Source organism: Thalassobaculum sp., from assembly GCF_040219615.1.
In the GTDB taxonomy this organism is placed as follows: Bacteria; Pseudomonadota; Alphaproteobacteria; order Thalassobaculales; family Thalassobaculaceae; genus Thalassobaculum_A.
The window spans coordinates 80,857-102,940 of record NZ_JAVJSE010000017.1; the positions used below are offsets into that span (position 1 = coordinate 80,857).

General features: G+C 70.0%; 24 protein-coding genes. 12 read left to right on the top strand and 12 right to left on the bottom strand.

Annotated features, from left to right (window positions below; translation table 11 throughout):
- The first annotated feature begins 59 nt into the window (after positions 1-59).
- Genes RIC31_RS11770 through RIC31_RS11780 form a run of 3 tightly spaced genes read left to right on the top strand, consistent with a single transcriptional unit; the run spans position 60 to position 1,857 of the window.
- Positions 60-476, top strand: a complete 417-nt coding sequence (locus RIC31_RS11770; protein WP_350107112.1) for a RusA family crossover junction endodeoxyribonuclease — start codon at positions 60-62, stop codon at positions 474-476.
- Positions 473-1,120, top strand: a complete 648-nt coding sequence (locus RIC31_RS11775) for a hypothetical protein (RefSeq protein WP_350107115.1) — start codon at positions 473-475, stop codon at positions 1,118-1,120. Before RIC31_RS11770 ends, RIC31_RS11775 begins: the two co-directional genes overlap by 4 nt.
- A gap of 11 nt (positions 1,121-1,131) precedes the next feature.
- A complete protein-coding gene (locus tag RIC31_RS11780; RefSeq protein WP_350107118.1) occupies positions 1,132-1,857 on the top strand; it encodes a maleate cis-trans isomerase family protein in 726 nt (241 codons plus the stop codon).
- A gap of 1 nt (position 1,858) precedes the next feature.
- On the opposite strand, the gene RIC31_RS11785 is transcribed toward RIC31_RS11780, so the two are convergent.
- Positions 1,859-2,980 carry an Acg family FMN-binding oxidoreductase gene (locus RIC31_RS11785; RefSeq protein ID WP_350107121.1) on the bottom strand — a complete coding sequence of 374 codons (1,122 nt, stop codon included), beginning with the start codon at positions 2,978-2,980 and terminating at the stop codon, positions 1,859-1,861.
- Between the two features lie 327 nt (positions 2,981-3,307).
- On the opposite strand from RIC31_RS11785, the gene RIC31_RS11790 reads away from it, so the two are divergent.
- Positions 3,308-3,577, top strand: coding sequence for a GNAT family N-acetyltransferase (locus RIC31_RS11790; RefSeq protein ID WP_350107179.1), 270 nt, complete (start codon positions 3,308-3,310; stop codon positions 3,575-3,577).
- 10 nt (positions 3,578-3,587) lie between these two features.
- Here RIC31_RS11790 and RIC31_RS11795 read toward each other — a convergent pair whose 3' ends face one another.
- Positions 3,588-4,214, bottom strand: a complete 627-nt coding sequence (locus tag RIC31_RS11795; RefSeq protein ID WP_350107124.1) for a glutathione S-transferase family protein — start codon at positions 4,212-4,214, stop codon at positions 3,588-3,590.
- Positions 4,215-4,297: 83 nt separating this feature from the next.
- Positions 4,298-4,555, bottom strand: coding sequence for a hypothetical protein (locus RIC31_RS11800; RefSeq protein WP_350107182.1), 258 nt, complete (start codon positions 4,553-4,555; stop codon positions 4,298-4,300).
- Positions 4,556-4,662: 107 nt separating this feature from the next.
- On the opposite strand from RIC31_RS11800, the gene pdeM reads away from it, so the two are divergent.
- Both pdeM and RIC31_RS11810 read left to right on the top strand, forming a co-directional pair.
- Positions 4,663-5,382: a ligase-associated DNA damage response endonuclease PdeM gene (pdeM, locus tag RIC31_RS11805; protein ID WP_350107127.1), complete on the top strand. Its 720-nt coding sequence runs from the start codon at positions 4,663-4,665 to the stop codon at positions 5,380-5,382.
- A gap of 32 nt (positions 5,383-5,414) precedes the next feature.
- Positions 5,415-6,857 carry a cryptochrome/photolyase family protein gene (locus RIC31_RS11810; RefSeq protein WP_350107130.1) on the top strand — a complete coding sequence of 481 codons (1,443 nt, stop codon included), beginning with the start codon at positions 5,415-5,417 and terminating at the stop codon, positions 6,855-6,857.
- 9 nt (positions 6,858-6,866) lie between these two features.
- Here the strand turns inward: RIC31_RS11810 and RIC31_RS11815 are convergent, their stop codons facing one another.
- On the bottom strand, positions 6,867-7,682 hold the full coding sequence (locus RIC31_RS11815) for a hypothetical protein (RefSeq protein WP_350107133.1): 816 nt from the start codon (positions 7,680-7,682) through the stop codon (positions 6,867-6,869).
- Positions 7,683-7,823: 141 nt separating this feature from the next.
- On the opposite strand from RIC31_RS11815, the gene RIC31_RS11820 reads away from it, so the two are divergent.
- From RIC31_RS11820 to RIC31_RS11835, 4 genes are all read left to right on the top strand, one after another.
- Positions 7,824-8,369, top strand: a complete 546-nt coding sequence (locus tag RIC31_RS11820; protein WP_350107136.1) for a transcriptional repressor — start codon at positions 7,824-7,826, stop codon at positions 8,367-8,369.
- Positions 8,366-9,511 carry a CobW family GTP-binding protein gene (locus RIC31_RS11825; protein ID WP_350107140.1) on the top strand — a complete coding sequence of 382 codons (1,146 nt, stop codon included), beginning with the start codon at positions 8,366-8,368 and terminating at the stop codon, positions 9,509-9,511. Before RIC31_RS11820 ends, RIC31_RS11825 begins: the two co-directional genes overlap by 4 nt.
- A gap of 254 nt (positions 9,512-9,765) precedes the next feature.
- Positions 9,766-10,233 (top strand): DUF1203 domain-containing protein, encoded by a 468-nt coding sequence (locus RIC31_RS11830; RefSeq protein ID WP_350107143.1) that lies wholly within the window; start codon positions 9,766-9,768, stop codon positions 10,231-10,233.
- A 27-nt stretch (positions 10,234-10,260) separates the two neighbouring features.
- Positions 10,261-11,499 (top strand): MFS transporter, encoded by a 1,239-nt coding sequence (locus tag RIC31_RS11835; protein WP_350107146.1) that lies wholly within the window; start codon positions 10,261-10,263, stop codon positions 11,497-11,499.
- 1 nt (position 11,500) lies between these two features.
- On the opposite strand, the gene RIC31_RS11840 is transcribed toward RIC31_RS11835, so the two are convergent.
- Positions 11,501-12,397, bottom strand: coding sequence for an AEC family transporter (locus RIC31_RS11840; protein ID WP_350107149.1), 897 nt, complete (start codon positions 12,395-12,397; stop codon positions 11,501-11,503).
- 131 nt (positions 12,398-12,528) lie between these two features.
- Here RIC31_RS11840 and RIC31_RS11845 point away from each other — a divergent pair, with 131 nt between their 5' ends.
- Positions 12,529-13,146 carry a flavin reductase family protein gene (locus RIC31_RS11845; RefSeq protein ID WP_350107152.1) on the top strand — a complete coding sequence of 206 codons (618 nt, stop codon included), beginning with the start codon at positions 12,529-12,531 and terminating at the stop codon, positions 13,144-13,146.
- A gap of 21 nt (positions 13,147-13,167) precedes the next feature.
- On the opposite strand, the gene dxs is transcribed toward RIC31_RS11845, so the two are convergent.
- Genes dxs through RIC31_RS11860 form a run of 3 tightly spaced genes read right to left on the bottom strand, consistent with a single transcriptional unit; the run spans position 13,168 to position 16,286 of the window.
- On the bottom strand, positions 13,168-15,084 hold the full coding sequence (dxs, locus tag RIC31_RS11850) for a 1-deoxy-D-xylulose-5-phosphate synthase (RefSeq protein ID WP_350107155.1): 1,917 nt from the start codon (positions 15,082-15,084) through the stop codon (positions 13,168-13,170).
- A gap of 40 nt (positions 15,085-15,124) precedes the next feature.
- A complete protein-coding gene (locus RIC31_RS11855) occupies positions 15,125-16,027 on the bottom strand; it encodes a polyprenyl synthetase family protein (RefSeq protein WP_350107157.1) in 903 nt (300 codons plus the stop codon).
- Between the two features lie 4 nt (positions 16,028-16,031).
- Positions 16,032-16,286, bottom strand: coding sequence for an exodeoxyribonuclease VII small subunit (locus tag RIC31_RS11860; protein WP_350107160.1), 255 nt, complete (start codon positions 16,284-16,286; stop codon positions 16,032-16,034).
- A gap of 165 nt (positions 16,287-16,451) precedes the next feature.
- Between RIC31_RS11860 and RIC31_RS11865 the strand changes: the two genes are divergently transcribed.
- A complete protein-coding gene (locus RIC31_RS11865) occupies positions 16,452-17,084 on the top strand; it encodes a PAS domain-containing protein (protein ID WP_350107163.1) in 633 nt (210 codons plus the stop codon).
- Here the strand turns inward: RIC31_RS11865 and RIC31_RS11870 are convergent.
- The 4 genes from RIC31_RS11870 to RIC31_RS11885 form a co-directional block, all read right to left on the bottom strand.
- Positions 17,030-17,956, bottom strand: a complete 927-nt coding sequence (locus RIC31_RS11870; RefSeq protein ID WP_350107166.1) for a histone deacetylase family protein — start codon at positions 17,954-17,956, stop codon at positions 17,030-17,032. The two genes, RIC31_RS11865 and RIC31_RS11870, sit on opposite strands and share 55 nt — an antisense overlap.
- Positions 17,957-18,019: 63 nt before the next feature.
- Positions 18,020-18,928, bottom strand: a complete 909-nt coding sequence (locus tag RIC31_RS11875) for a radical SAM protein (protein ID WP_350107169.1) — start codon at positions 18,926-18,928, stop codon at positions 18,020-18,022.
- A 206-nt stretch (positions 18,929-19,134) separates the two neighbouring features.
- On the bottom strand, positions 19,135-19,815 hold the full coding sequence (locus RIC31_RS11880; RefSeq protein WP_350107172.1) for a transposase: 681 nt from the start codon (positions 19,813-19,815) through the stop codon (positions 19,135-19,137).
- Positions 19,816-20,727: 912 nt separating this feature from the next.
- Complete coding sequence (locus tag RIC31_RS11885; RefSeq protein WP_350107176.1) at positions 20,728-21,897, bottom strand: HlyD family type I secretion periplasmic adaptor subunit; 1,170 nt, start codon at positions 21,895-21,897, stop codon at positions 20,728-20,730.
- Positions 21,898-22,084: the final 187 nt, after the last annotated feature.

A 22,084-nucleotide genomic window follows, 5' to 3' on the forward strand; every position in this document is an offset into this window, starting at 1 on the left:
ACCGCGTGACATAGCCGTGCCACTGGGAGTTCTCTTCCGGTTGTTCTTGAGGATCGATCGTGGATCTCCTGCCGGACCTGCCATTCGAGTTTATCGTTCGCGGAACCGCGGTCAGCCTGCAGACCTCTCCTCGCTCCCGGATCGAATGGAAGATGATCGTGCAAAGCTCTGCCAGGGCTCAATTGCCCGAGGGAGCGTGGCTCCTGACCGAGCCGCTCGCGGTCACGATCTACATCTTTCCCGATGCCGAACTGCAGGGGGACGTGGACAACCGAGTGAAGCCGATACTGGATGCCATGAACCGGTGCGTGTACGCGGATGATGGCCAGATAGAACGCGTCGTGGTGCAGAAATTCGAGCCTGGACGCGTTTTCGGCTTTCGCGGTCCGACCGGCACCCTCCTTTCGGCCTTAGAAGCCGAGGAGCCGGTAGTGTACGTTCGAGTGTCCGGCGATCCTCACGAGGAGCTGTCATGACAATGCCCGCACTTGCCGACGAACGAACTGCGCTCGACCTGATCGAGAATCGGCTGAAGAAGGATGGGTACACGCTCGTGCGGTCGCCCGGACCCGAGCAGTTGCCGGCCTTCCTCCGCGGCTTTCGACCCGACGCCATCGCGGTGGGCGCCGATCCCTCGCTCGTGATCGAGGTGATGCACTCGCGGACCGCCTCGGCGACGACGCAGATCAGGCAGATCAACAGCCTGCTGAGCGGACACGAGGACTGGCGCCTGGAGGTCGTCTACGTTTCGCCGGACGGCACGGCCGTCGGCTCGACAACCCCGGAGGAGGTTCGAGCCACCCTGCGCGGGCTTCAGAAATTGTCGGAGATCGAGCCGAGAGGCGCCTTGCTGTTGGCGTGGAGTTCAATGGAGGCTATCGGCCGAATCCTTCAACCTGCATTGGCGGCGCGTAGCATCTCGCCGAACTCCTTGATCGACTTGCTGATCTCCCATGGACACGCGTCCCAGGGTGACGGCCCGCTGCTCAGACGTCTGGGAAACATGCGGAACGCGATCTCGCACGGTCAATTGAGCCTGACCCCCTCGTCCGAGGATCTTGCCGAGTTGCTCCGGATCGCCGAGCGCCTCGTCGAAACAAGCATCAATCCATCGCACTGACGGGCCACCACATGTCCCCTCCCCTCCGCCTCGGCATGATCACGCCGTCGTCGAACACCGTGCTGGAGCCGATGACGGCGGCGCTGCTGGCCGGCACGCCGCACATCTCGTCGCATTCGGCGCGAATCCGTGTAACCTCGATCTCGATGGCCGGCGGCTCGACCGCGCAGTTCGACACCGCGCCGATGCGCGAGGCCGCGTCGTTGCTGGCCGACGCCAAGGTCGGGGCGATCTGCTGGAACGGCACCTCGGCCGGCTGGCTCGGCCCCGACCGCGACCGGGCGATCCTGGCCGAGGTCACGGCCGAGACCGGCATCCCGGCGACTTCCGCAGTGCTCGACACCCTGGCGGCGCTGCGCCTGCTCGAGGCGCCCGGCTTCGGGCTGGTCACGCCCTACGTCGCCGACGTCCAGGACCGGGTGCGCGCAAACTTCGAGGACGAGGGCTTCGCCTGCGTCGCCGACCGCCGGCTCGACATCACCGACAACTTCGCCTTCGCCAAGGTGCCGGAGGCGACGGTCGAGCGGATGATCCGCGAGGTCGCCGAGGACGGCGCCGAGGCGGTCGTCGTGCTGTGCACCAACCTGCGCGGCGCCCGCCTGGCGGAACGGCTGGAGGCCGAGCTCGGCATCGTCCTGCTGGACAGCGTCTCGGTCGCCCTGTGGGGCGCGATCCGGGCGGCCGGCGGCGACCCGTCGGGGATCCGCGGCTGGGGCCGGCTGTTCGAGCTGGCCTGACTCAGGCCCGGACCATCCGCGCGGCCAGCGGCCAGCGCGGCGCCGGCGGCACCGGCGGCGCGAAGCCCAGGCGGCCGAGCATCTGCACCGCCTCGCCGAGCTCGGCCAGCAGCTCGTGCGCCCGGCGCCGGTGCATCGACAGTTCGCGATACTCCTGCAGGGCCTGGCTGACCGGGTGCAGCGACAGGCCGAGCCCGGTGGCCGCCAGGTTCAGCCGCAGCCAGCGTCGGCCGGCCTCGATCTGGTCGAGCCTGGTGTTGCCCGGGGTGACCACCGTCGCGAACGCCGGGGTCGCCCAGAACACCCGCTCCTGCAACCGCAGCATCACGTCGAAAGCGGCGGAGTCGCGGTCCAGTAGCGCCGTTCGGTCGAGGGCGCCGACCGCCATCAGCGCCTCCAGGGTCGGCCCCCCGACCGCGATGCCGTCGGGACGGGCCTCGATCTCGGCCTTGCCGAACCGCATCAGGTCGACATTCTCCTTCAGCGCACGCGGGGTCTTGGCCTCGACCTCCCAGGCGGCCCGGGCGAGCCCGGCCAGGCTGCGCACCAGCTCCGGCTCGACGACGATGCGGGCATGGCTCGACAGCGCCGCGGCCATCTCCGGCGGCACCGGCCGTTCCTCGTAGGGCTCCTTGCCGGACCGGCGGTCGAGCGCGTGCCGGAACAGCGGATCCGGCGTGCCGCCGGGCTGCAGATGCAGGATCGCCACCGGCCCGTCCTCGCCGTCCGGGAACAGTTCTGCGTCGGCGGTCGTGCCGTCCTCGGCCAACGCCATCGCCAGCAGCTCGAGGAAGCAGCCCATGGCGATGGTCAGCTGGCGGCCGTAGGGGTCGGTCTCGGGCAGGGTCCGCGCCGGATCGCGCAGGATGACGATCCGGCCGGGCTGCCGCAGGTCGGCCAGCCAGGGCTGCAGGTTGTGCGGGCTGGGCGCCAGGATGGCGTAGGACAGGGCCCGCATGCGCGGCTCGTCGTAGCCGCCCGCGAGGTGCCACGGCTCCAGCGCCTGCGAGGGCCGGCGGGTCCGCGAATACCAGTGCCAGCCGCCCCAGCCGATGGCGGCGAGCACCACGCCGCCGCCGACCAGGGACAACGCCTTCCGTCTCGTGATCCGCTTGCGTCTCATCGATCAACCGTCGCGATCGCTCGGCCCATAGGTAGGACGAGCGCCGGGCCGCGTCGAGACGGTTGGCCCGGGCCGGGACCGCCGCCAGTATGTCGGGGTGGCCACCCCGGCCGACGGTTCGGGAGACCGCCATGCCCGCGCAGCCCTTCCACGGCGCTCTCGCCATCCGCCGGGCGGTCGCGGCCGACCTTCCGGTCCTGGCCGAGCTGAACGGCCAGTTGCTGGCCGACGAAGGGCATCCATCCCGCGCGCCTCTCCTACGAGCAGCTTCTGGCCCGCCACCGGGGCTGGCTGGACAGCGGCGACTGGCGCCAGGAGATCCTGGAGCTGGACGGCCGGGTCGTCGGCTATGTCGCCCATGCGCCGGAGCCGGACGGGGCCGCGATCCACGTCCGGCAGTTCTGCATCGACAGGGCGTGGCGCGGCGTCGGGCTGGGACGCGCCGGCTTCGCGCTGTTCCTGCGCGAGCGGGTCCCGCCGGGGACCCGCGTCACCCTGGACGTGCTGGAGAGCAACCCGGTCGGCCAGGCATTCTGGCAGGCACTCGGGTTCCGATCCTTCTTCCGGCGCCTGGAGATCGTCGCGGGCCAGGACTGACCGCCGGCGCTCAGGCCGCGGCGTCGACGGCCGGGAACGGCTCGCGCCAGGCCGGCAGTTCCTCCAGCCGGGCGTGCCAGCGCGCGACCTCCGGATAGTCGGCGAGCGGGATGCGGGCGCGCGCCGCGTAGGGCAGCGCGATCGCCACCGCGAAGTCGGCGACCGTCAGGCCGTCGCCGACCAGGAAGCGCCGCCCCTTCAGGTGGTCGTCGAGGATCCGGGCGTATTTGCGGACATAGCCCATCGCTTCCTCGACCGCCGCCGGGTCCGGCTCGCCGATACCGAAGTCCGCCTTGATCACGTGCTCGAAATACAGCTCGCCGGTGTAGCGGGTGAAGTGCATCAGGTCCCAGCACAGCCAGCGCATGGCCTCGACCTGCCGGTCGCCGTCGCCCGGCCACAGGTCGGAGCCGGCGGCCCGGGCCAGGAAGCACATGATGGCGTTCGACTCCCACAGGCTGCCGCCGTCATGGACCAGTACCGGCACCTTCAGGTTCGGGTTCAGGGCGGCATATTCCGGCGTGCGCTGCTCGCCCTTCTGCAGGTCGACCCGGACGAACTCGACCGGCGATCCCAGGTGGCGCGCGACCGCGCAGGCCTTCCGCGGCATCAGGGTCTCGGCGTAGTAGAGCTTCATGGCGTGCCCCGCTCGGTTCGGTTTCTTGAAAACATGTTGATATCAACTTGCTTGATCGGGACCGCCTCGTCAAGACGCACTCGCTAGCCTGCCTCCTCGCGGTCGGCCCCGGCGCGTTCCAGCCAATTCAGCAGCCGGCGGCGCAGGACGGGAATGTCGAGCGCCACCAGGGCGAGGCCGAGCGGCAGCATCCAGAATCCGAGCACCGGCAGGAAGCCGAGGACGCCCCCGACCATCAGCAGCAGCCCGACCACCGACCGCACGCCCGGCGGCAGGCGCTCGTCGCTCCAACGCGCGGCGTCGCGCAGCGCCGTCATCGGCCGCCGTCCGGCGATCCTCATCCACTGCCTCCTGTCGAAACGGTCGTGCCCAGCGGGGCAACCTGGGGTATCCGACCTTGGTTCCGCAACCGCGTTGACGTTTCGACCGGCGCGGCTAGGGTCGCGCCATGACGTCCCCCGTCCTCCGTCTCAACGGCGCCGAACTGGTCGCCGACCCGCTCGGCGTCCTGCTGTGGCCGGCCCGGCGGACCCTGGTTGTCGCCGACCTGCACCTGGAGAAGGGATCGGGATTCGCGCGCCGCGGCGTGCTGCTGCCGCCGTTCGACAGCGCCGCGACGCTGTCCCGGCTGGCCGAGGCGATCGACGCCCATCGCCCGAAGCGCGTCGTCTGCCTGGGCGACAGCTTCCACGATTCCGGCGCCGGGGACCGGCTGGGCGAGGCCGAGCGCGACCGGCTGCGCGGCCTGACCGAAGGCCTCGACTGGATCTGGATCGCCGGCAACCACGACCCGGCGCCGCCGGCGGACTGGGGCGGGCGGGTGCTGCCGGACCTGGTAGACGGCCCGCTGCTGTTCCGCCACGAGGCCGCCGACGGCGCGGTGCCGGGCGAGGTATCGGGCCACTACCACCCGAAGGCCCGGGTCCGGCTGCGGGCGCGCAGCGTGTCCGGCCGCTGCTTCGTCACCGACGGCAGGCGGCTGATCCTGCCGTCCTTCGGCGCCTATACCGGTGGCCTCGACGTGCTGCGCCCGGACCTGCGCCGGCTGTTCGCCCGCCGGTTCGAGGTCCTGCTGCTGGCCGCCGACCGCATCCTGCGGGTGCCGCAGGACCGGCTGGTGAAGCCGGCGCCGGACCTGGCCGGCCCGGACCTGCGCGCGCTCGGGTGATCCGCCGGCCATCGCCGCCCGTAGACCGCCCGATGACCGAACCCGCCCCCACCCTCGTCTGGTTCCGCCGCGACCTGCGCCTGACCGACAACCCCGCCCTGACCGCGGCCCTGGCCCGGGGCCGGCCGGTGATCCCGGTGTTCGTGCTGGACGACGAGGACGCCGGCGCCTGGGCGCCCGGCGGCGCCTCGCGCTGGTGGCTTCATCACTCGCTCGAATCCCTGGCGGCATCCCTGGAAGCGCGCGGCAGCCGGCTCGTCCTGCGGCGCGGGCCCGCTGCCGCCGCGATCGACCGGCTGGTCTCCGAGACCGGCGCCGACGCGGTGTACTGGAACCGCCGCTACGAGCCCTGGGCGACGGCGCGCGACGAGACCATCAAGACCGGGCTGAAGCGGCGTGGCATCGAGGCCCGCAGCTTCAACGCCGCCCTGCTGTGCGAGCCCTGGGACATCCGGACCGGGGCCGGCGGCCCGTACAAGGTGTTCACGCCGTTCTGGCGGGCCCTGCGCAGCCGGCTCGACGCCGGCACGCCGGGACCGGCGCCGGATCGCTTGGCGATCCCGGCCGCGGTACCGCGGGGCGACCGCCTGGCGGACTGGGCGCTCACCCCGCGCCGGCCGGACTGGACCCACGGGCTGCGCGCCGCCTGGGTCCCGGGCGAGACGGCGGCCCTGGGCAGTCTCGACCGGTTCCTCGACGATCCGGTGCGGCGCTACGCCGCGCGCCGCGACGTCCCCGGCGAGCCCGGCACCTCGCGGCTGTCGCCGCACCTGCATTTCGGCGAGATCGGCCCGCGCCAGGTCTGGCACGCCGCCACCGTCCGCCACGAAGGCGCCGACACCGGCAAGTTCCTGGCGGAACTCGGCTGGCGCGAGTTCTCCTACCACCTGCTGTATCACTTCCCCGACCTGCCGCACCGGCCGCTGCGGCCGGAGTTCGCCGACTTCCCCTGGGCCGACGACAGCGCGGGGCTGACGGCCTGGCAGCGCGGCCGCACCGGCTATCCGATCGTCGACGCCGGGCTGCGCCAGCTGTGGGAGACCGGCTGGATGCACAACCGCGTCCGCATGGTTGTCGCCTCGTTCCTGATCAAGGACCTGCTGCTGCCCTGGCAGGCCGGCGCCGCCTGGTTCTGGGACACTCTGGTGGACGCCGACCTGGCCAGCAACTCGGCGTCCTGGCAGTGGGTCGCCGGCTGCGGCGCCGACGCCGCCCCGTTCTTCCGGGTATTCAACCCGTCCCTGCAGGGCCAGAAATTCGACCCCGGCGGGACCTATGTGCGGCGCTGGGTGCCGGAGCTGGCCGGCTTGCCGGACGCCGTCGTCCACATGCCGTGGAAGGCGCGCCCGCTGGACCTCGCCGACGCCGGGATCCGGCTCGGCCGTGACTATCCGGTGCCGGTGGTCGACCATGGCGCGGCGCGCGACCGGGCCCTGGCGGCGTTCAAGGGCCTCCGGGACGGCGCGACGGCGTAGTGCCGCCCGTCAGGTCGACAGGTCGATGCCTTGCCCGCGCGCCGGATCGGCGAAGTCCAGCGCGAGGGCGCCCAGCTCGGCGATGTAGCCGTCGAGCTCCCGGACCGCCTTGTGGCGCTCCCTCGCCGCCTCCGGGTCGATCAGGGCCTCCATCCGCTCCGCCTGGCTGACGGTGTCGCGCATCTTCTTCAGGATCTCGGCCGCATATTTCAGCAGGGCCCTGGTACCGCCGCGGCCGGCATCGCCGGACTCTTCGCGCGGCGCGGCACCCTGCTCCAGCCCGGCATCGGACGGCGCGGTGTCTCCCGATGCCGCCGTGGCGTCGCCGGCCGACGACGTCTTCTCGTCCGTCGCAAGGTCCGATCGGCCTTCCGCCGCCTCCGCCTCGGTTTCGCCCGGTCGCCCTCCGCCGGCATCCGTGTCAGCGGCCGACGGCGTCGCGGCTGCAGCCGCCGGCGCCGGCGGCACCGCGACCGCCGGCACGCCGCGCCGGGCGGCCGCCGGCAGGGCGCGCTCGGCGTCGGCCAGCGCCCGCGCCACCTTGGCGATCTCCCGGGCGAGCGACTGCAGGGCGTCGGCGTTGCTGCGCAGGTCGCCGACCCCGTTCAGCTTGCGGGCGACCTCCAGCAGTCGCTGCAGATCGCGGGCCAGCGCGTCGCGTCGCGCGGTCCGGGACTTGCCGGCCGCCTCGCCGGCGCCCGCCAGGGACCGGGACGTCCCGGTGTCGGTAGGTGCCCGCTCGATCGTCGGCCCGGCGCCGGTGGCGGGCATGCGCTTCGGGACGGGCGCCGGGACGCCCGCGAGCGGCGTATTCGAGACGAGCATGGCCCAACCTCCAACCGACCTTCTGTCGGCAGCATCAGCTTGCGACCGGCCGCGACCGCCGGCAAGGGCATCCGCACCGGGCGGGTTGGCAGGCGGCCGCCGAACTCTGATATACCGGGGGCATCAGCCGACGGAGACCGCATGGCCGACGCCGAACGCTTCACCGGAGACGAGCACGACCACGATCACTGCGTGGCCGACGCCCTGGCCGCTGCCGAGGTGGTGTGCCGGCAGCGCGGCGCCCGGCTGACCGACCTGCGCCGGCAGGTGCTGGAGCTGATCTGGGAGAGCCACGCGCCGATTGGCGCCTACGAGCTGATCGACAAGCTGTCGCGGGCCCGCGAGAGCGACGGCGAAGGCGGACGGGTGGCGCCGCCGACGGTCTACCGGGCGCTCGAGTTCCTGATCGAGCAGGGACTGGTGCACCGGATCGAGAGCCGCAACGCCTTCGTCGGCTGCGCCCAGCCCGAGCACCCGCACCGCGGCTACTTCCTGATCTGCGAAACCTGCGGGGTTGCCCACGAGCTCGGCGGCGGGGCGCTCGATGCCAACCTGCGCGCCACCGCCCGCGACATGGGTTTCGAGATCCGCCGCATCACCATCGAGGTGGCCGGCCGCTGCCCGGCCTGCTGCCGGGCCGGCACCGACGCCCGGCCCCGACCGCCCCACGCCGGAGAACACGCATGACCGATGACGCCGCCCCCTCCCCGCTCGACCGCATGCCGGTCTCGATCCTCACCGGGTTCCTCGGCAGCGGGAAGACCACGCTGCTGAAGGCGCTGCTGGCGCATCCCGGCATGAACCGGGTCGCGGTGATCATCAACGAGTTCGGCGAGATCGGCCTGGATCACAGCCTGATCGAGAAGATCGAGGAGGACGCGGTCCTGCTGAATTCCGGCTGCCTGTGCTGCACCGTGCGCGGCGACCTGCTGGACACCCTGAAGTCGCTGTACAAGCGCCGCGCCAAGGGCGAGGTCGCGCCGTTCGACCGCATCGTCATCGAGACCACCGGCCTGGCCGATCCGGCGCCGATCCTGCACACCATGATGTCGGACGGCTTCCTGGTGACCCGCTTCACCCTTGACGGGGTGATCGCGGTGGTCGACGCGGTGAACGCGCCCTGGCAGCTCGACCAGCAGTTCGAGAGCGTCAAGCAGGTGGCGGTCGCCGACCGCATCGTGCTGAGCAAGACCGACCTGGTCCCGGACGGCGCGACCGCCGCGCTCGAGCAGCGGCTCTACGCGATCAACCCGGCCGCGCCGATCCTGCGTGCGGTCAACGGCGCGATCGAGCCGGCCGCGCTGTTCGACGCCGGGCTGTACAACCCGATGACCAAGTCGAGCGACGTGCAGCGCTGGCTGAAGGAGGAGGCCTACCGGGACACCGAGGGCCACGTCTATCACCGCCCGCACGAGCACGGTCATGAGCATGCCCATGGGCACGGGCATGACCACGGGCATGACCACGGGCACGGGCACCACGACCACGGCCATCACCACCACGACGTCAACCGCCACGACGACCACATCCGGGCGTTCTGCCTGACCTTCGACGAGCCGTTCGCCTGGAACGCCATCGCCCCGGCGCTCGACATGCTGGTCCAGAGCCACGGCCTGAACATCCTGCGCATGAAGGGCATCCTGAACGTCAAGGAGGTCGACCAGCCGGTGGTGGTGCACGCCGTCCAGCACCTGTTCCACCCGCCGGCCAAGCTCGACGCCTGGCCGGACGACGACCGCCGCTCCAAGCTGGTGATCATCGCCCGTGACCTGGAGAAGGACGCCATCGAGCGCATCCTGAACTCCTACCTGGCGCTGGAGTTCGCATAAGGAAACATGCGGGTCGTTCCATGGGTTCCGGCTCCGTCCCGCCGCGGCGGGTCGGTCCGGAATGACGACCAGTATTGAGGGTTGGAGACAGCACCCCTTCCTCACCGTCATTCCGGACGGACGCGCCGCCCCGGCGCGGCTGAGCCGGAACCCACCGACTGCCTCGAGCACCTTCGGAATTGCACAGCAAACGCCGGGACGCCGCCGCGCCCGCCGGCACCTAGCTTCCCTCCATCGCAACGATGGAGGCCGCCATGGATTTCCGCATCACCGGGTTGTCGCCCGAGCCGTTCCGCCATCTGTACGGCCTGTCCGACGCCGCCCTGGCCGGGCACGGCGCCCGGCGCTACGTGGCCGACAGCAAGCCGGGCTTCCCGGATCGCGTCGAGCTGCGCGACGCCGAGCCGGGTGAGAGCCTGCTGCTGGTCAACCACACCCACCAGCCGGCCGACACGCCGTACCGCTCGAGCCATGCGATCTTCGTGCTGGAGGGAGCCGAGTCGACCTACGACCGGGTCAACGAGGTACCGGAGGCCCTGAAGCTCCGGCCGATCTCGCTGCGCGCCTTCGACGCCGGGCACATGATCGTCGCCGCCGACCTGGCCCAGGGCGACGAGGTCGAGGTGCTGATCCGGCGCTACCTGGCCGACCCGGCGACCGCCTACCTGCACGCCCACTACGCCACGCGCGGCTGCTACGCCGCCCGTGTGACCCGCGCCTGACCGTCGAGCCCCGGACGAGATCCCGCCATGTCGACCACCGCCGCGCGGCTGCCCGCCGCCTTCCACCGCCTCGCCTGGTCCAACCTGACCGCCCAGTCGGCCGAGCAGGTGGCGCTCGCCGCCGCCCCGCTGGTCGCGGTGCTGGCGCTCGGTGCCGACGCCGCCGAGACCGGCCTGCTGCAGACCGCGCTGACCCTGCCGTTCCTGCTACTGGCGGTCCCGGCCGGGGTGCTGGCCGACCGGATGTCGCGGCGCGGCCTGATGGCCGGGGCCGAGGCGATGCGGGCCGCCGCCCTGCTGGCGATCCTGCTGCTGATCCTGACCGGGACCGTCTCCTGGCCGCTGCTGGCCCTGCTCGGCTTCCTGGCGACCTGCGGGACCGTCGCCTACAGCGTCGCCGCCCCGGCGATCGTGCCGGCCCTGGTGCCGCGCGACCGGCTGGCCCCGGCGAACGCCCGGCTCGAGCTGGCCCGCACCCTGGCCTTCACGGCCGGACCGGCCGTCGGCGGCGTGCTGGTCGGCTGGACCGGCGCCGGCGCCGCCTTCGGAGCGGCAGCCGCGCTGTCGCTGCTGGCCGCCTTCCTGCTGGCCGGGCTGCGGGAGCCGCCGCGGACCGCGGCACCGCGCCGGCGCTGGCGCTGGCGGCAGGAGATCGCCGAGGGGGCATCCTTCGTGGCCCGCCACCCGCTGCTGCGCCCGGTGCTGATCACCCAGTTCGTCTTCAACACCGCCTACTTCGTCATCATGGCGGTGTTCGTGCCCTATGCGGTCCGCCACCTCGGCATGACCGCCTCCGGCATCGGCGCGGTGCTGGGGCTGTACGGCGCCGGCATGCTGGTCGGCGCCGTGCTGGCCCCGGCGGTGATGCGCCGGCTGGCCTTCGGGACGGTGATCGCGGTCGGGCCGGTCACCGGCCTCGTCGCCTCGCTGGTAATGGCCCTGACGATCTGGGCGTCGACCCCGGCGCTCGCCGGGCTGAGCTTCTTCCTGCTCGGGCTCGGGCCGATCCTGTGGGTGATCAGCACCACCACCCTGCGCCAGGCGGTGACCCCCCAGGGCCTGCTCGGCCGGGTCTCGTCGTTCAGCGTGCTGGCCCAGGGCTCGCGCCCGCTCGGCGCGGCGCTGGGGGCCGCGGTCGCGGCGCTGTCCGGTGCCGAGGCCTGCCTGCTGCTGGCGGTCGGCGGGTTCCTGGTCCAGGCCCTGGTGATCCTGGCTTCGCCGGCGGTGCGGCTGGTCCTCCAGCCGGAACCGGCGGTGGCGGGCTGAGTCAGAACGAGATTCCGGCGAACCGCACCAGCCAGATCACCACCGGCAGGCTGACGAAGCCGAGCAGCGACGACAGCACCACCGCGCCGGCCACCGCCTCCGGGCGGCGGCCGTAGCGCAGCGCGAACAGGTAGCTGAACACGGCGATCGGCATCGACGACTGCAGGATCAGCACGCCGGCGGCGTCCGGCGGCAGGCCGAAGCCCCAGGCGACCGCGGTGCCGACCCCGAAGCCGATCAGCAGCCGGGCGAGCGCCACCGCCAGGCCGTCGCCGAGCGACCGGACCTCCAGCTTGGCCAGCGACACCCCGAGCGCGATCAGCATCACCGGGATGGTGAAGCCGGCCAGCAGGTGCAGGGTCTTGGCGGCGACCGCCGGCACTTCCCAGTCGAAGGCCATGACCGGCAGGGCCGCGGCCACCGCGTACAGCACCGGCGAGGTCAGCGCCATCCGCAGCGAGGCCCGCCCCGAAGCGATCGCCACGCCGACCGTGAACTGCAGGATCACCATGGCGGCGAAGAACGAGATCGCCAGCGCCAGCCCCCGGTCGCCGAACGCGAACAGGCAGATCGGCAGCCCCATGTTGCCGGTGTTCGGGAACATCAGGGCCGGCAGGAAGGTCGCCCGGTCCAGCCTGGCGGCATACAGCCAGGGCAGCGCCAGCACCGCGAAGCCGACGACGGTGGCCGCCGTCGCCGCCGCCATGATCGCGAAGTCGGCGAGGTTCAGGTCGAGCCGGGTCAGGGTGTCGAACACCAGGCACGGGGTGCCGATCTGGACCGTCAGCCCGGTCACGGTCTCGCTGTCGAACGCCTTGCCGAGCTTGGCCCAGGTCCAGCCGATGAGGGCGCATACGAAGACCGGGAACACGATTCCCAGGAGATCCAGGACGACCACGCGCTCGTTTCCCCCGCTCCGCCTCGCACCGGCCCGCCACGGGCACCGCACCGTTTCCGCCGCCGCCGTTGCGCCGGCCGGGATTGTGGGCCAAGTGTCGTGTCGTCTTAACGCGTGCGGGAGGGATTCGCATGATCTTCTATGAGCCGGGCCGCCACAAGGACCAGGGTTTCCGCCACGACCCGTTCAAGGCCTTCGTGTCGCCCCGGCCGATCGGCTGGATCTCCACGGTCGACGCCGAGGGCCGCACCAACCTGGCGCCGTACAGTTTCTTCAACGCCATGTCGTTCCTGCCGCCGGTGGTGGTGTTCGGCACCGGCACAAGGTCCGACGGCTCGCCGAAGGACAGCCAGCGCAACGTCGAGGCGACCGGCGAGTTCGTCTGCAACATCGTCTCCGAGGCGCTGAAGGAGCAGATGAACAAGACCGCCGTGCACCTGCCGCACGGCGAGGACGAGATGACCCTGGCCGGGCTCGAAGGGGTCGCCTGCCAGAAGGTGAAGCCGCTGCGCGTGGCCGCCGCCCCGGTGGCGCTGGAGTGCCGCTACCTGCAGACCGTCGAGCTGCCGTCCTGGGATCCGACCCACGGCAACTACGCGATCTTCGGCGAGGTGATCGGCGTCCACGTCGACCCGGCGATCGTCGAGGACGGCCTGGTCGACGTCACCCGCTACCGCCCGGTTTCCCGCCTCGGCTACTTCGACTATGCGACGGTGACCGAGGTGTTCCAGATGTTCCGGCCGGACTGAGGCGGCCCGGGAGACCGACCTTCAGGCCCGGGCCGCCGCCTCGGCGTCCTTGCCGAGCGCCAGCAGGGCCGTGGCCACGATCCCGGCGGCGTCGAGGCCGGCCTGGGCGTACTGCACCTCGGGCTTCTCGTGGTCGATGAAACGGTCGGGCAGGGTCATCGGCCGCACCACCAGGCCGCGGTCCAGCAGGCCCTCGCTCGCCAGGTAGTGCAGCACCTGGGCGGAGAACCCGCCGATCGAGCCTTCCTCGACGGTGATCAGCACGGCGTGCTCGGCCGCCAGCCGGCGGATCAGCGCGGTGTCGACCGGCTTGGCGAAGCGGGCGTCGGCGACCGTGGTCGACAGCCCGCGCGACGCCAGCTCGTCGGCCGCCGTCAGGCATTCCTGCAGCCGTCCGCCGAGCGACAGCAGCGCCACCGACGTGCCCTCGCGCACGACCCGGCCGCGGCCGATCTCCAGCGGCGTGCCGCGCGCCGGCAGCTCGACCCCGACGCCCTCGCCGCGCGGGTAGCGCACCGCGCTCGGGCCGTCGTCGATCGCCGCCGCGGTGGCCACCATGTGCACCAGCTCGGCCTCGTCCGACGGCGCCATGATCACGAAGCCCGGCAGGCAGCCGAGATAGGCGAGGTCGAACGACCCGGCATGGGTGGCGCCGTCGGCGCCGACCAGCCCGGCCCGGTCGATGGCGAAGCGCACCGGCAGCCCCTGGATCGCCACGTCGTGCACGACCTGGTCGTAGCCGCGCTGCAGGAAGGTCGAGTAGATGGCGCAGAACGGCTTCATGCCCTCGGTCGCCATGCCGGCGGCGAAGGTCACGGCGTGCTGCTCGGCGATGCCGACGTCGAAGCTGCGGTCCGGGAACCGTTTCGCGAACCGGTCGAGGCCGGTGCCCGACGGCATGGCGGCGGTGATCGCCACGATCCGCTCGTCGGCCTCGGCCTCGGCGCTCAGGCTTTCGGCGAACACATGGGTGTAGGACGGCGCGTTGGCCTTCGGCTTGGTCTGGGCGCCGGTGACCAGGTCGAACTTGGCGACTGCGTGATACTTCTCGGCGCTGGCCTCAGGGAACGGATGGCCGCGGCCCTTCTCGGTGACCACATGCAGCAGCACCGGCCCGTCGCCGGGGGTATCGCGCAGGTTCTTCAGCACCGGCAGCAGGTGCTCGAGGTTGTGGCCGTCGACCGGGCCGACGTACAGGAATCCGAGCTCCTCGAACAGGGTGCCGCCGGTCACCAGGCCGCGGGCGAACTCCTCGGCGCGCCTGGCGGTGCGCTCCAGCGGCTTCGGCAGGTGCTGGGCGACCTGCTTCGCCAGGTGCCGCAGCGACCGGTAGGAGCGCGACGAGACGATCTGCGAGAGATAGGCGCTCATGGCGCCGACCGCCGGGGCGATCGACATGTCGTTGTCGTTGAGGATCACGATCAGCCGGCTGTCGGACGAGCCGGCGTTGTTCATCGCTTCGTAGGCCATGCCGGCGCTCATGGCGCCGTCGCCGATCACCGCCAGCACGTTGAACTTCTCGCCCTTCAGGTCGCGGGCGACCGCCATGCCGAGGCCGGCCGAGATCGAGGTCGAGGAATGCGCCGCGCCGAACGGGTCGTACTCGCTTTCCGAGCGGCGGGTGAAGCCACTCAGGCCGCCGCCCTGGCGCAGGGTGCGGATCCGGTCGCGCCGGCCGGTGAGGATCTTGTGCGGATAGGCCTGGTGACCGACGTCCCAGATCAGCTTGTCGCGCGGCGCGTCGAACACGTGATGCAGCGCAACCGTCAGCTCGACCACGCCGAGCCCGGCGCCGAGATGCCCGCCGGTGACCGAGACCGCGTCGATGGTCTCGCGCCGCAGCTCGCCGGCGAGCTGCTTGAGCTGGGCGACGTCGAGCCCCTTGAGGTCGGCGGGGATCCGGACCTCGTCCAGCAGTGGTGTCATGCTCTCGGCCATCCCCAATCCTTCAGTCCGTCGGCCTTCAGTCCGTCGGCCTTCACTTCGTCCGCGCGACCACGAAGCGCGCAGCCTCTCTCAGAAGATCCGCCTTCTCGTCGAACACGTCGAGGGCCCTGATGGCCTGGTCGATCAGCAGTCCGGCCTGGGCGCGGGCCCGCTCGGCGCCGAGAATCGACACGAAGGTCGCCTTGCCGGCCTCCGCATCGCGGCCGGTCGGCTTGCCGACCCACTGGGAGTCGCCTTGGGCGTCCAGCAGGTCGTCGACGATCTGGAACGCCAGGCCGAACTCCTGCGCGTAGTTGTGCAGCGCCATATAGGCCCGGTACGAGCCCTTGCCCAGGACCGCCCCGGCGACCGCCGAGAACGCGAACATCTCGCCGGTCTTCAGGCGCTGCAGCCGGGTGACGGCGCCGATGTCCATCTCGGCCTTCCCGGCCAGCAGATCGATCATCTGGCCGCCGCACATGCCGTGCCCGCCCGACGCCCGCGCCAGTTCGCGTACCAGTTCGACCCGGACCGCCGGATCCGAGTGGGTCTCCGGCACCGCCAGCACCTCGAAGGCCAGCGCCTGCAGCGCGTCGCCCGCCAGAATCGCCGTCGCCTCGTCGAACTTGGCATGGCAGCTCGGCCGGCCGCGCCGCATGTCGGCGTCGTCCATCGCCGGCAGGTCGTCGTGGATCAGCGAATAGGTATGCATGAACTCGACGGCGGCCGCCACCCGGGCGGCACACCGGCGGTCGACCCCGAACAGCCGGGACGACTGCATCACCAGGAACGGTCGCAGCCGCTTGCCGCCGGCGAACGCGGAATGCCGCATCGCCTCGTACAGCCGCGCCTCCGGTCCGTCCGGTTGCGGAAGCAACAGGTCCATCATGCGCTCGATGTCCTCGGCGCACTCCGCCAGCGCAGCCTGCAGCCCGTTCATCTCAGACACCACCATCGGGTCAGCCGTCGAGGCCGGTTGTCCCGGCCGGCTGGCCGCTGTCGTCGAGCTTGATCTTCTCGACCTTCAGCCGGGCCTCCTCGAGCTTGGCCTGACAATATTTCTTCAGCTTGGCTCCACGCTCATAGGCGGCGATGGCATCGTCCAGCGAACCCTGGCCTCGCTCCAGGGTCTCCACGATGCGCTCCAGTTCCTTGAGCGCGTCCTCGAAGCTCATGGCCTCGGGGTCGGTCCCGGCTGCGGTTTCGGTCGTCACGGCATCCCTCCGAAAGAGCCGCGGAGTGTATTCATCGGCCGATGGCGAAACAAGGGCGGCGGGCCGCGACCGAGCGCCACTGTTCGGGTCGCCTGGCCTCAAGCCGTCGCTTGTCGACCGCAGTGCGAGATGAGAGTATTCACCCCCGCCACTAGGGATTGCTCCGTGATCCGATTTCTCAAGCGCTCCACCGGGCAGAATCTCGTTCACCGTCTCAAGGAAGACATCGGCGACCCGGCGATGGCGCAGCTCCTCGATTCGTGGCTGCGGGTCGCACCGGACGACGGGCTGCCGGACAAGGCGCTGTTCGATCCCCTGGACCATCCGACGCTGCTGCCACGGATGTGGATCTACGAACTGATGCCGGACAGAAGCGATTTCGTGTGCCGCCTGTCGGGCGAGGAGATCCGGCACGTCTGGGGACAGACCAACAAGGGAATGACACTGTCCCGGCTCTCGTCGCCGCAGCATTTCCGGCCGGGACACCGGCGTTGGCTGTACTGCGTGACCGCCCCGGCCGTGTTGCTGGGACGCTCGATCGAACAGGAGCGGTTCGTCGTCCATCGGCTGTCCTTGCCGTTCACCGACAATACCGGCCGGCGCTATCTCATCGGCGCCAGCCGATACGACTTCGACCATATCGACCCGTATGCCGACCGCGACCCGTTTCGATACTCGCAGTACGCCGTCGCCGTTCGCGCAGTCGATCTGATCCGATCGGCGAGAGACCAGGAGGATGACGGTCAGGCCGCCAGCAGCTCCCGCACGTGGGCGGCGCAGGCCTCGCCGAGAGCATGAAGGTCGTAGCCGCCCTCCAGGCATGACACCACCCGGCCGTCGCACAGCATGTCGGCCACCCTGATCAGTTCACGGGTCGCCCAGGCGAAGTCCTCGGTCTCCAGCGCGACCGACGCCAACGGATCGTCGACATGGGCGTCGAAGCCGGCCGAGATGATCAGCAGGTCCGGGTGGAAGTCGATCAGGGCCGGCACCACCACCTCGCCGATGGCATGCCGGAACTCGGCCCCGCCGGCCATCGGGCGAAGCGGCACGTTCAGGATGTTGCCGACCCCGCGCTCGCCCGGGGCGCCGGTACCCGGATACAACGGCACCTGGTGGGTCGAGGCGTAGAACAGACTGCCGTCGGCCTCGAACGCCGCCTGGGTACCGTTGCCGTGGTGGACGTCGAAGTCGACCACCGCGACGTGCCGCAGGCCGTGTACGGCGCGGGCATGAGCGGCAGCGACCGCGACATTGTTGAAGAAGCAGAACCCCATGGCGCGGGTCGGCTCGGCGTGATGGCCCGGCGGTCGGGTCGCGCAGAACGCGTTGCGGGCCTCACCGGCCAGGACGGCATCGACCGCGGCGATCGCCGCCCCCGCGGCGCGCAGCGCGGCATCGCCGGTGCCGGGCGACATGAAGGTGTCGGCGTCGATCGCCGCCATGCCCTCGGCCGGCACCGACGCCAGGATCTTCCGCACATGGGCCTCGGGATGCACCCGGGCGATCTGCTCGATGCTGGCCTCCGGCGCCTCGCGCCGCTCCAGCGCCGCGAACTCCGGCCCGGCGAGCGCCATCAGCACCGACTTCAGACGGGCCGGGTGCTCCGGGTGCATGCGGCCCGGATCGTGTGCGAAGCAGGCCTCGTGGGTGAACAGCAGAGTCGTCATGGCAACCACCGTAGCATGGCCGAAAGATGCTGACAGCTGCCACCGGCGAGCCCGGTGACGCCGTCAGTCGGCCGCGTCTGCCAGCAGCCGGCGGCGGCGGCCGAGCGGCATCGGAAGGTCGAAACGCACCAGGCGCTCCGGGCACAACCGGCAGATCTCCTCCTCCTCCCGCGCAAAGAAGGCGTCGAGTTCGGCATCGCCGGCCGACGGCTCAAGCGGCATGTACCCGCCGAACAGCGCATGCGCCGACGGGTCGGCACGGCGGGTCTGCGACACCAGCTCGAAATAGGCAGCCGGTGCGCACTTCCACAGCATGCCATCGTGCAACTGCGTGCAGTACTTGCCCATGCAGGCCTTCCAAGCCCGGCGCGCATCGCTGTCACAGAACCGGATCGCCTCGTCGTCGGCCTCGTAGCGCCGGGTCCAGAAGCGGCTGGCCTCGGTCATGTGCACGTTCACCCCATGGTTCTGCCGCCATTCGCCGACCAGCGCCCGGACCGGCTCGAACCGGCGCTGGAACGCCTCGGACGCGTGGTGCGACGAGACGACCAGGGTGGAGCGCTTCGCCCGCGACAATACTTCCGGCAGGCGCGGATGACGGTGCAGGAAGAAGCCGTTGGTCACGACCCGGATGTGGCTGTTCGGCCAGCATTGCACCGCCGCCTCGACGATTTCGACGAACTCCCGGTTCATGGTGGGCTCGCCGCCCAGGACGGAGAACGACGCGGGCTCCAGGCGGTCCCGCCAGGCGTTCATCCATGACAGGCAATCGTCCGCCGACGGCCCGCCGCGCAGGTCCAGCGACGAGAAGTGGGAACAGCTCTCGCAGGCCAGGTTGCAGCCGTGCCACGCATGTATCTCGAGATTGCGTATCGGCTTCATGCTTCCGTGCCCCGAAAGGTCGCCCCGACGGATCCGATCCAGACATCCACGACGCCGCCAAACCAGACACGCCTCGACCGGCGCGTTCACGCGCCCACCCAACCGGCGGCAAGGAGCAGTTCTTTGCTGTGAATCCGGACCGCGTCGATCCGGCTGAGTGACGGCGGCAGAAACGGAAATGCGGAAGCGCCCCCAAGCGTCCCCTACACCCCTGCGGTCAGCCTAACCCTGCGCATTATTGTGTGACAAGCTTCGCCGCGGGCGGTTGTGGCTGACTCACGATCTGTCCGGATTTTTTAATCTGGTGACAGTGCACTCATCTCCGGCTTCGGCCCCGGCCTCCCGGGCTTGAGGCGACGGCCGGTCAGCGCCTCCAGGCGGCCGAGGAATTCGTCGTCGCCGACCGGCCGCCCGATGCTCTCGGCCCGCCGCAGCGCCCGGAACTCGTCGGCGGCGTCGCCGGCCGCCAGCAGCCCCGCGAAGTCCGGGTAGCGCTCGCGCACCGGCGCCGTGTCGGTCACCCCGTCACCGGCGGCCCCTGCGAGCTGGGCGTGCACGCTCGACCACGGCCAGTCCTCCGGCCGCGCGGCGAGACCGGCCCGCACCGGATTGCCCGCGACGTAGCGCAGCGCCGCCAGCAGGTGCGGCTCGTCCATCGCCACGCAGCCGAACCGGCCCTGCCAGAAATGCCCGCTGCGCCCGAGCCGCGCGTGGATCCGCCCGGCATGGGCGCGGTGCACCTTCGCCAGTGCCCGCCGCAGGCCGTCCTCGTCGGACGGCGTGAGGATCAGATGGACGTGGTTCGGCATCAGCACCCAGGCCCACACCGCGACCCCGGCCGCGCGGCACTCGGCGCCGAGCCGGTCGCGGTAGAAGCGATAGTCGTCATCGTCGAAGAAAGTCCGCGCCCGGCCGTTGCCACGCTGGGTGACGTGGTGCGGGATGCCTGGGATCACCGTGCGTGCCATGCGAGCCATCGGCGGATCCTGTCATGGGCGCTCGGACCCGTCAATTAAATGCACTGTCACCGGAACTTGACACCGCCTGTTGCGACTGCCCTTACAACCACCGCATCGTCATTCCCCGTATTAACACAGCTGGCGACGCAAACAGTTGAAGTGCTGACGGAACAATGTCGTGGTAAAATAAAAATTCACTATATCTTCCAATTACCTGTTCATCGGAATTTGTAAAGATTATCGTGTTCTCGATTGATCCAAACAGATTTACGTCGTTCCGTTGCTCTCGGAATACAAGTTTCCTTGTGTTGCAACTTTCTTCTGGTTTTTTGGCAACGCATATGTCGAAGCTCGTATTGTCGTATTCCGGACGTGTTGATTTTGTGCAAGGATCGCTAGGCCCAGTACGTTTGAAGTATACGATATCAATTTCACATTTCCGTTCGGGATGATTGTTCTGATGAACGATAACCCCATTGAGATCATACGAACTGAGATATTTTCTGCAAGATATACCGCACGACTGGTCATAGTGATTGATAAAGACAAGTATTTTTTTGGTAAAATGCGAGTCGTTTGGCGAGAACGACTGAATCACAATTATTAGTCCAAATATTAGTAAAGCACTATATCTAACGATTGGTAAAACAATATAAATACAAAGTCCCACCATAGTCAGCGTGCCAATTGAATTGGCAGTCCATGACGGCCCACTCAACAACGTGCGATTGTTAATGATCAATACGGAAACTGCAAGCGCGCTTGTTATAATGGTCATAACGCCAGGAACTTCTGCTTCGTCAATGACTCCATTTAACAGAATAATCAATAACGGCACTATAAGTGCAATTACATTAGCGATGAATATCACAAATAGCAGCACTACATGTGACGCTTTGTTCATCCGGCTGAATGCAGATTTGGCTGAATTCATCTTTCCCTCAAACCCTCCGCCGCGTATCGTAGCACTGGCTGCAGCACGAACTCGATCAGCCTTCTCTGACCGGTCCGCACGTCGACCATCACCGTCATCCCCGGGGTCGGGCGCACCGGGCGGCCGTCGACCGCGATCCTGTCGGTATCGAGCCTGATGCGGGCGGTGTAGGACGGCGGCGCCTGCGGGTTCTGGCCGGACTGCGCGGCGGCGCCGGCCGCACCCGCTCCGGCGCCCGAGCGTGCCGCCGCCGTCGGGTCGACGGCGGCGGCCGACAGGCCGACCACCGTGCCGCTCAGGGTGCCGTAGCGCAGGTAGTTGAAGGCGTCGAGCTTCACCACCGCCTCCTGGCCTACATCCACGAAACCGATGTCGCGGTTCAGAATGGTGGCGCTGATCTCGAGGATGTCGTCGCTCGGCACGATCCGCATCAGCGCCTCGCCGGCGCTCACCACCCCGCCCACCGAGGTCACCCCGAGCTGGGTGACGATGCCGTCGGCGGGTGCGGCCACAACGCGCCGGGCGTTGCGGTCGGCAGCCTTCACCAGCTCCTGCGTCACGGCCGCGGTCTGCTCGCGGATCTGCGACAGGTCCTTGACCCGCTCGGATTCCGCGCGCGTCAGCCGGGCGTCGCGGTCGGCCCGGGCCTTGGCGGTGTCGGCGGCGGCCCGCGCCATCTCGGCCTCGGTCACGGTGATCTCGTGGCGGGCCTCGACCAGCCGGCGCTTGACCTCGAGATACTCCGAGCGCGCCACCAGCTGGCTGGCCAGCTGGCTGGCGAGCGCCTCCTCGCGCTCGGCCAGGATCGGCACCACCGCCAGGTCGGTGACCATCGCCCGCCAGTCTGCCGCCAGGCGCTCGGCCGCCGCCCGCGCCATCGCCGGGTCGGTGCCGGCCGGGGCCTCGAAGAAGTCGGTCGGATCCAGATCGCGCTGGTCGGACACCGGCACGCCGAGGCCGATCAGGGTTTCCAGGCGAGCGATCTCCAGGGTGCCGGCCTCGACCTGGCGGGCCAGCTTGCCGCGCTCGGCCCCGGTCTCGGTCGGGTCGAGCACGACCAGCGCCAGGAATACCGTCGGCAGGATCACCAGCACCCGGCCCGGCGGCGCCACCGAGGCCTCGATCCGCGAGGCTAGGTAGTCGCGGTGCAGACCCGACATCGCCATCCGGTCGTCGGCCAGGGCGGGGGCTCGGCGGGGGTACCCGTCGCTTCGTCTACGGTGTTCACACATTTCTCGGCGGCTGGTGGGTTCCGGAGCCGGACGCTCACGCGTCCCCTCCGGAATGACGGAAGTTTGGCGGAATTCGGCCGATTTCACCGCGAGATCCCACCCCCCTGTCGTCATCCCGGAG

What these genes read in the sequence shown, in the direction of transcription:
- RIC31_RS11880 (WP_350107172.1), bottom strand. Translation starts at nt 19,815, where the DNA reads ATGGCTCGCATGGCACGCACGGTGATCCCAGGCATCCCGCACCACGTC.
- RIC31_RS11825 (WP_350107140.1), top strand. Translation starts at nt 8,366, where the DNA reads ATGACCGATGACGCCGCCCCCTCCCCGCTCGACCGCATGCCGGTCTCG.
- RIC31_RS11855 (WP_350107157.1), bottom strand. Translation starts at nt 16,027, where the DNA reads ATGGTGGTGTCTGAGATGAACGGGCTGCAGGCTGCGCTGGCGGAGTGC.
- RIC31_RS11785 (WP_350107121.1), bottom strand. Translation starts at nt 2,980, where the DNA reads ATGAGACGCAAGCGGATCACGAGACGGAAGGCGTTGTCCCTGGTCGGC.
- RIC31_RS11780 (WP_350107118.1), top strand. Translation starts at nt 1,132, where the DNA reads ATGTCCCCTCCCCTCCGCCTCGGCATGATCACGCCGTCGTCGAACACC.
- RIC31_RS11795 (WP_350107124.1), bottom strand. Translation starts at nt 4,214, where the DNA reads ATGAAGCTCTACTACGCCGAGACCCTGATGCCGCGGAAGGCCTGCGCG.
- RIC31_RS11820 (WP_350107136.1), top strand. Translation starts at nt 7,824, where the DNA reads ATGGCCGACGCCGAACGCTTCACCGGAGACGAGCACGACCACGATCAC.
- RIC31_RS11885 (WP_350107176.1), bottom strand. Translation starts at nt 21,897, where the DNA reads ATGGCGATGTCGGGTCTGCACCGCGACTACCTAGCCTCGCGGATCGAG.
- RIC31_RS11830 (WP_350107143.1), top strand. Translation starts at nt 9,766, where the DNA reads ATGGATTTCCGCATCACCGGGTTGTCGCCCGAGCCGTTCCGCCATCTG.
- dxs (WP_350107155.1), bottom strand. Translation starts at nt 15,084, where the DNA reads ATGGCCGAGAGCATGACACCACTGCTGGACGAGGTCCGGATCCCCGCC.
- RIC31_RS11800 (WP_350107182.1), bottom strand. Translation starts at nt 4,555, where the DNA reads ATGAGGATCGCCGGACGGCGGCCGATGACGGCGCTGCGCGACGCCGCG.
- RIC31_RS11815 (WP_350107133.1), bottom strand. Translation starts at nt 7,682, where the DNA reads ATGCTCGTCTCGAATACGCCGCTCGCGGGCGTCCCGGCGCCCGTCCCG.
- RIC31_RS11835 (WP_350107146.1), top strand. Translation starts at nt 10,261, where the DNA reads ATGTCGACCACCGCCGCGCGGCTGCCCGCCGCCTTCCACCGCCTCGCC.
- RIC31_RS11810 (WP_350107130.1), top strand. Translation starts at nt 5,415, where the DNA reads ATGACCGAACCCGCCCCCACCCTCGTCTGGTTCCGCCGCGACCTGCGC.
- RIC31_RS11845 (WP_350107152.1), top strand. Translation starts at nt 12,529, where the DNA reads ATGATCTTCTATGAGCCGGGCCGCCACAAGGACCAGGGTTTCCGCCAC.
- RIC31_RS11775 (WP_350107115.1), top strand. Translation starts at nt 473, where the DNA reads ATGACAATGCCCGCACTTGCCGACGAACGAACTGCGCTCGACCTGATC.
- pdeM (WP_350107127.1), top strand. Translation starts at nt 4,663, where the DNA reads ATGACGTCCCCCGTCCTCCGTCTCAACGGCGCCGAACTGGTCGCCGAC.
- RIC31_RS11870 (WP_350107166.1), bottom strand. Translation starts at nt 17,956, where the DNA reads ATGACGACTCTGCTGTTCACCCACGAGGCCTGCTTCGCACACGATCCG.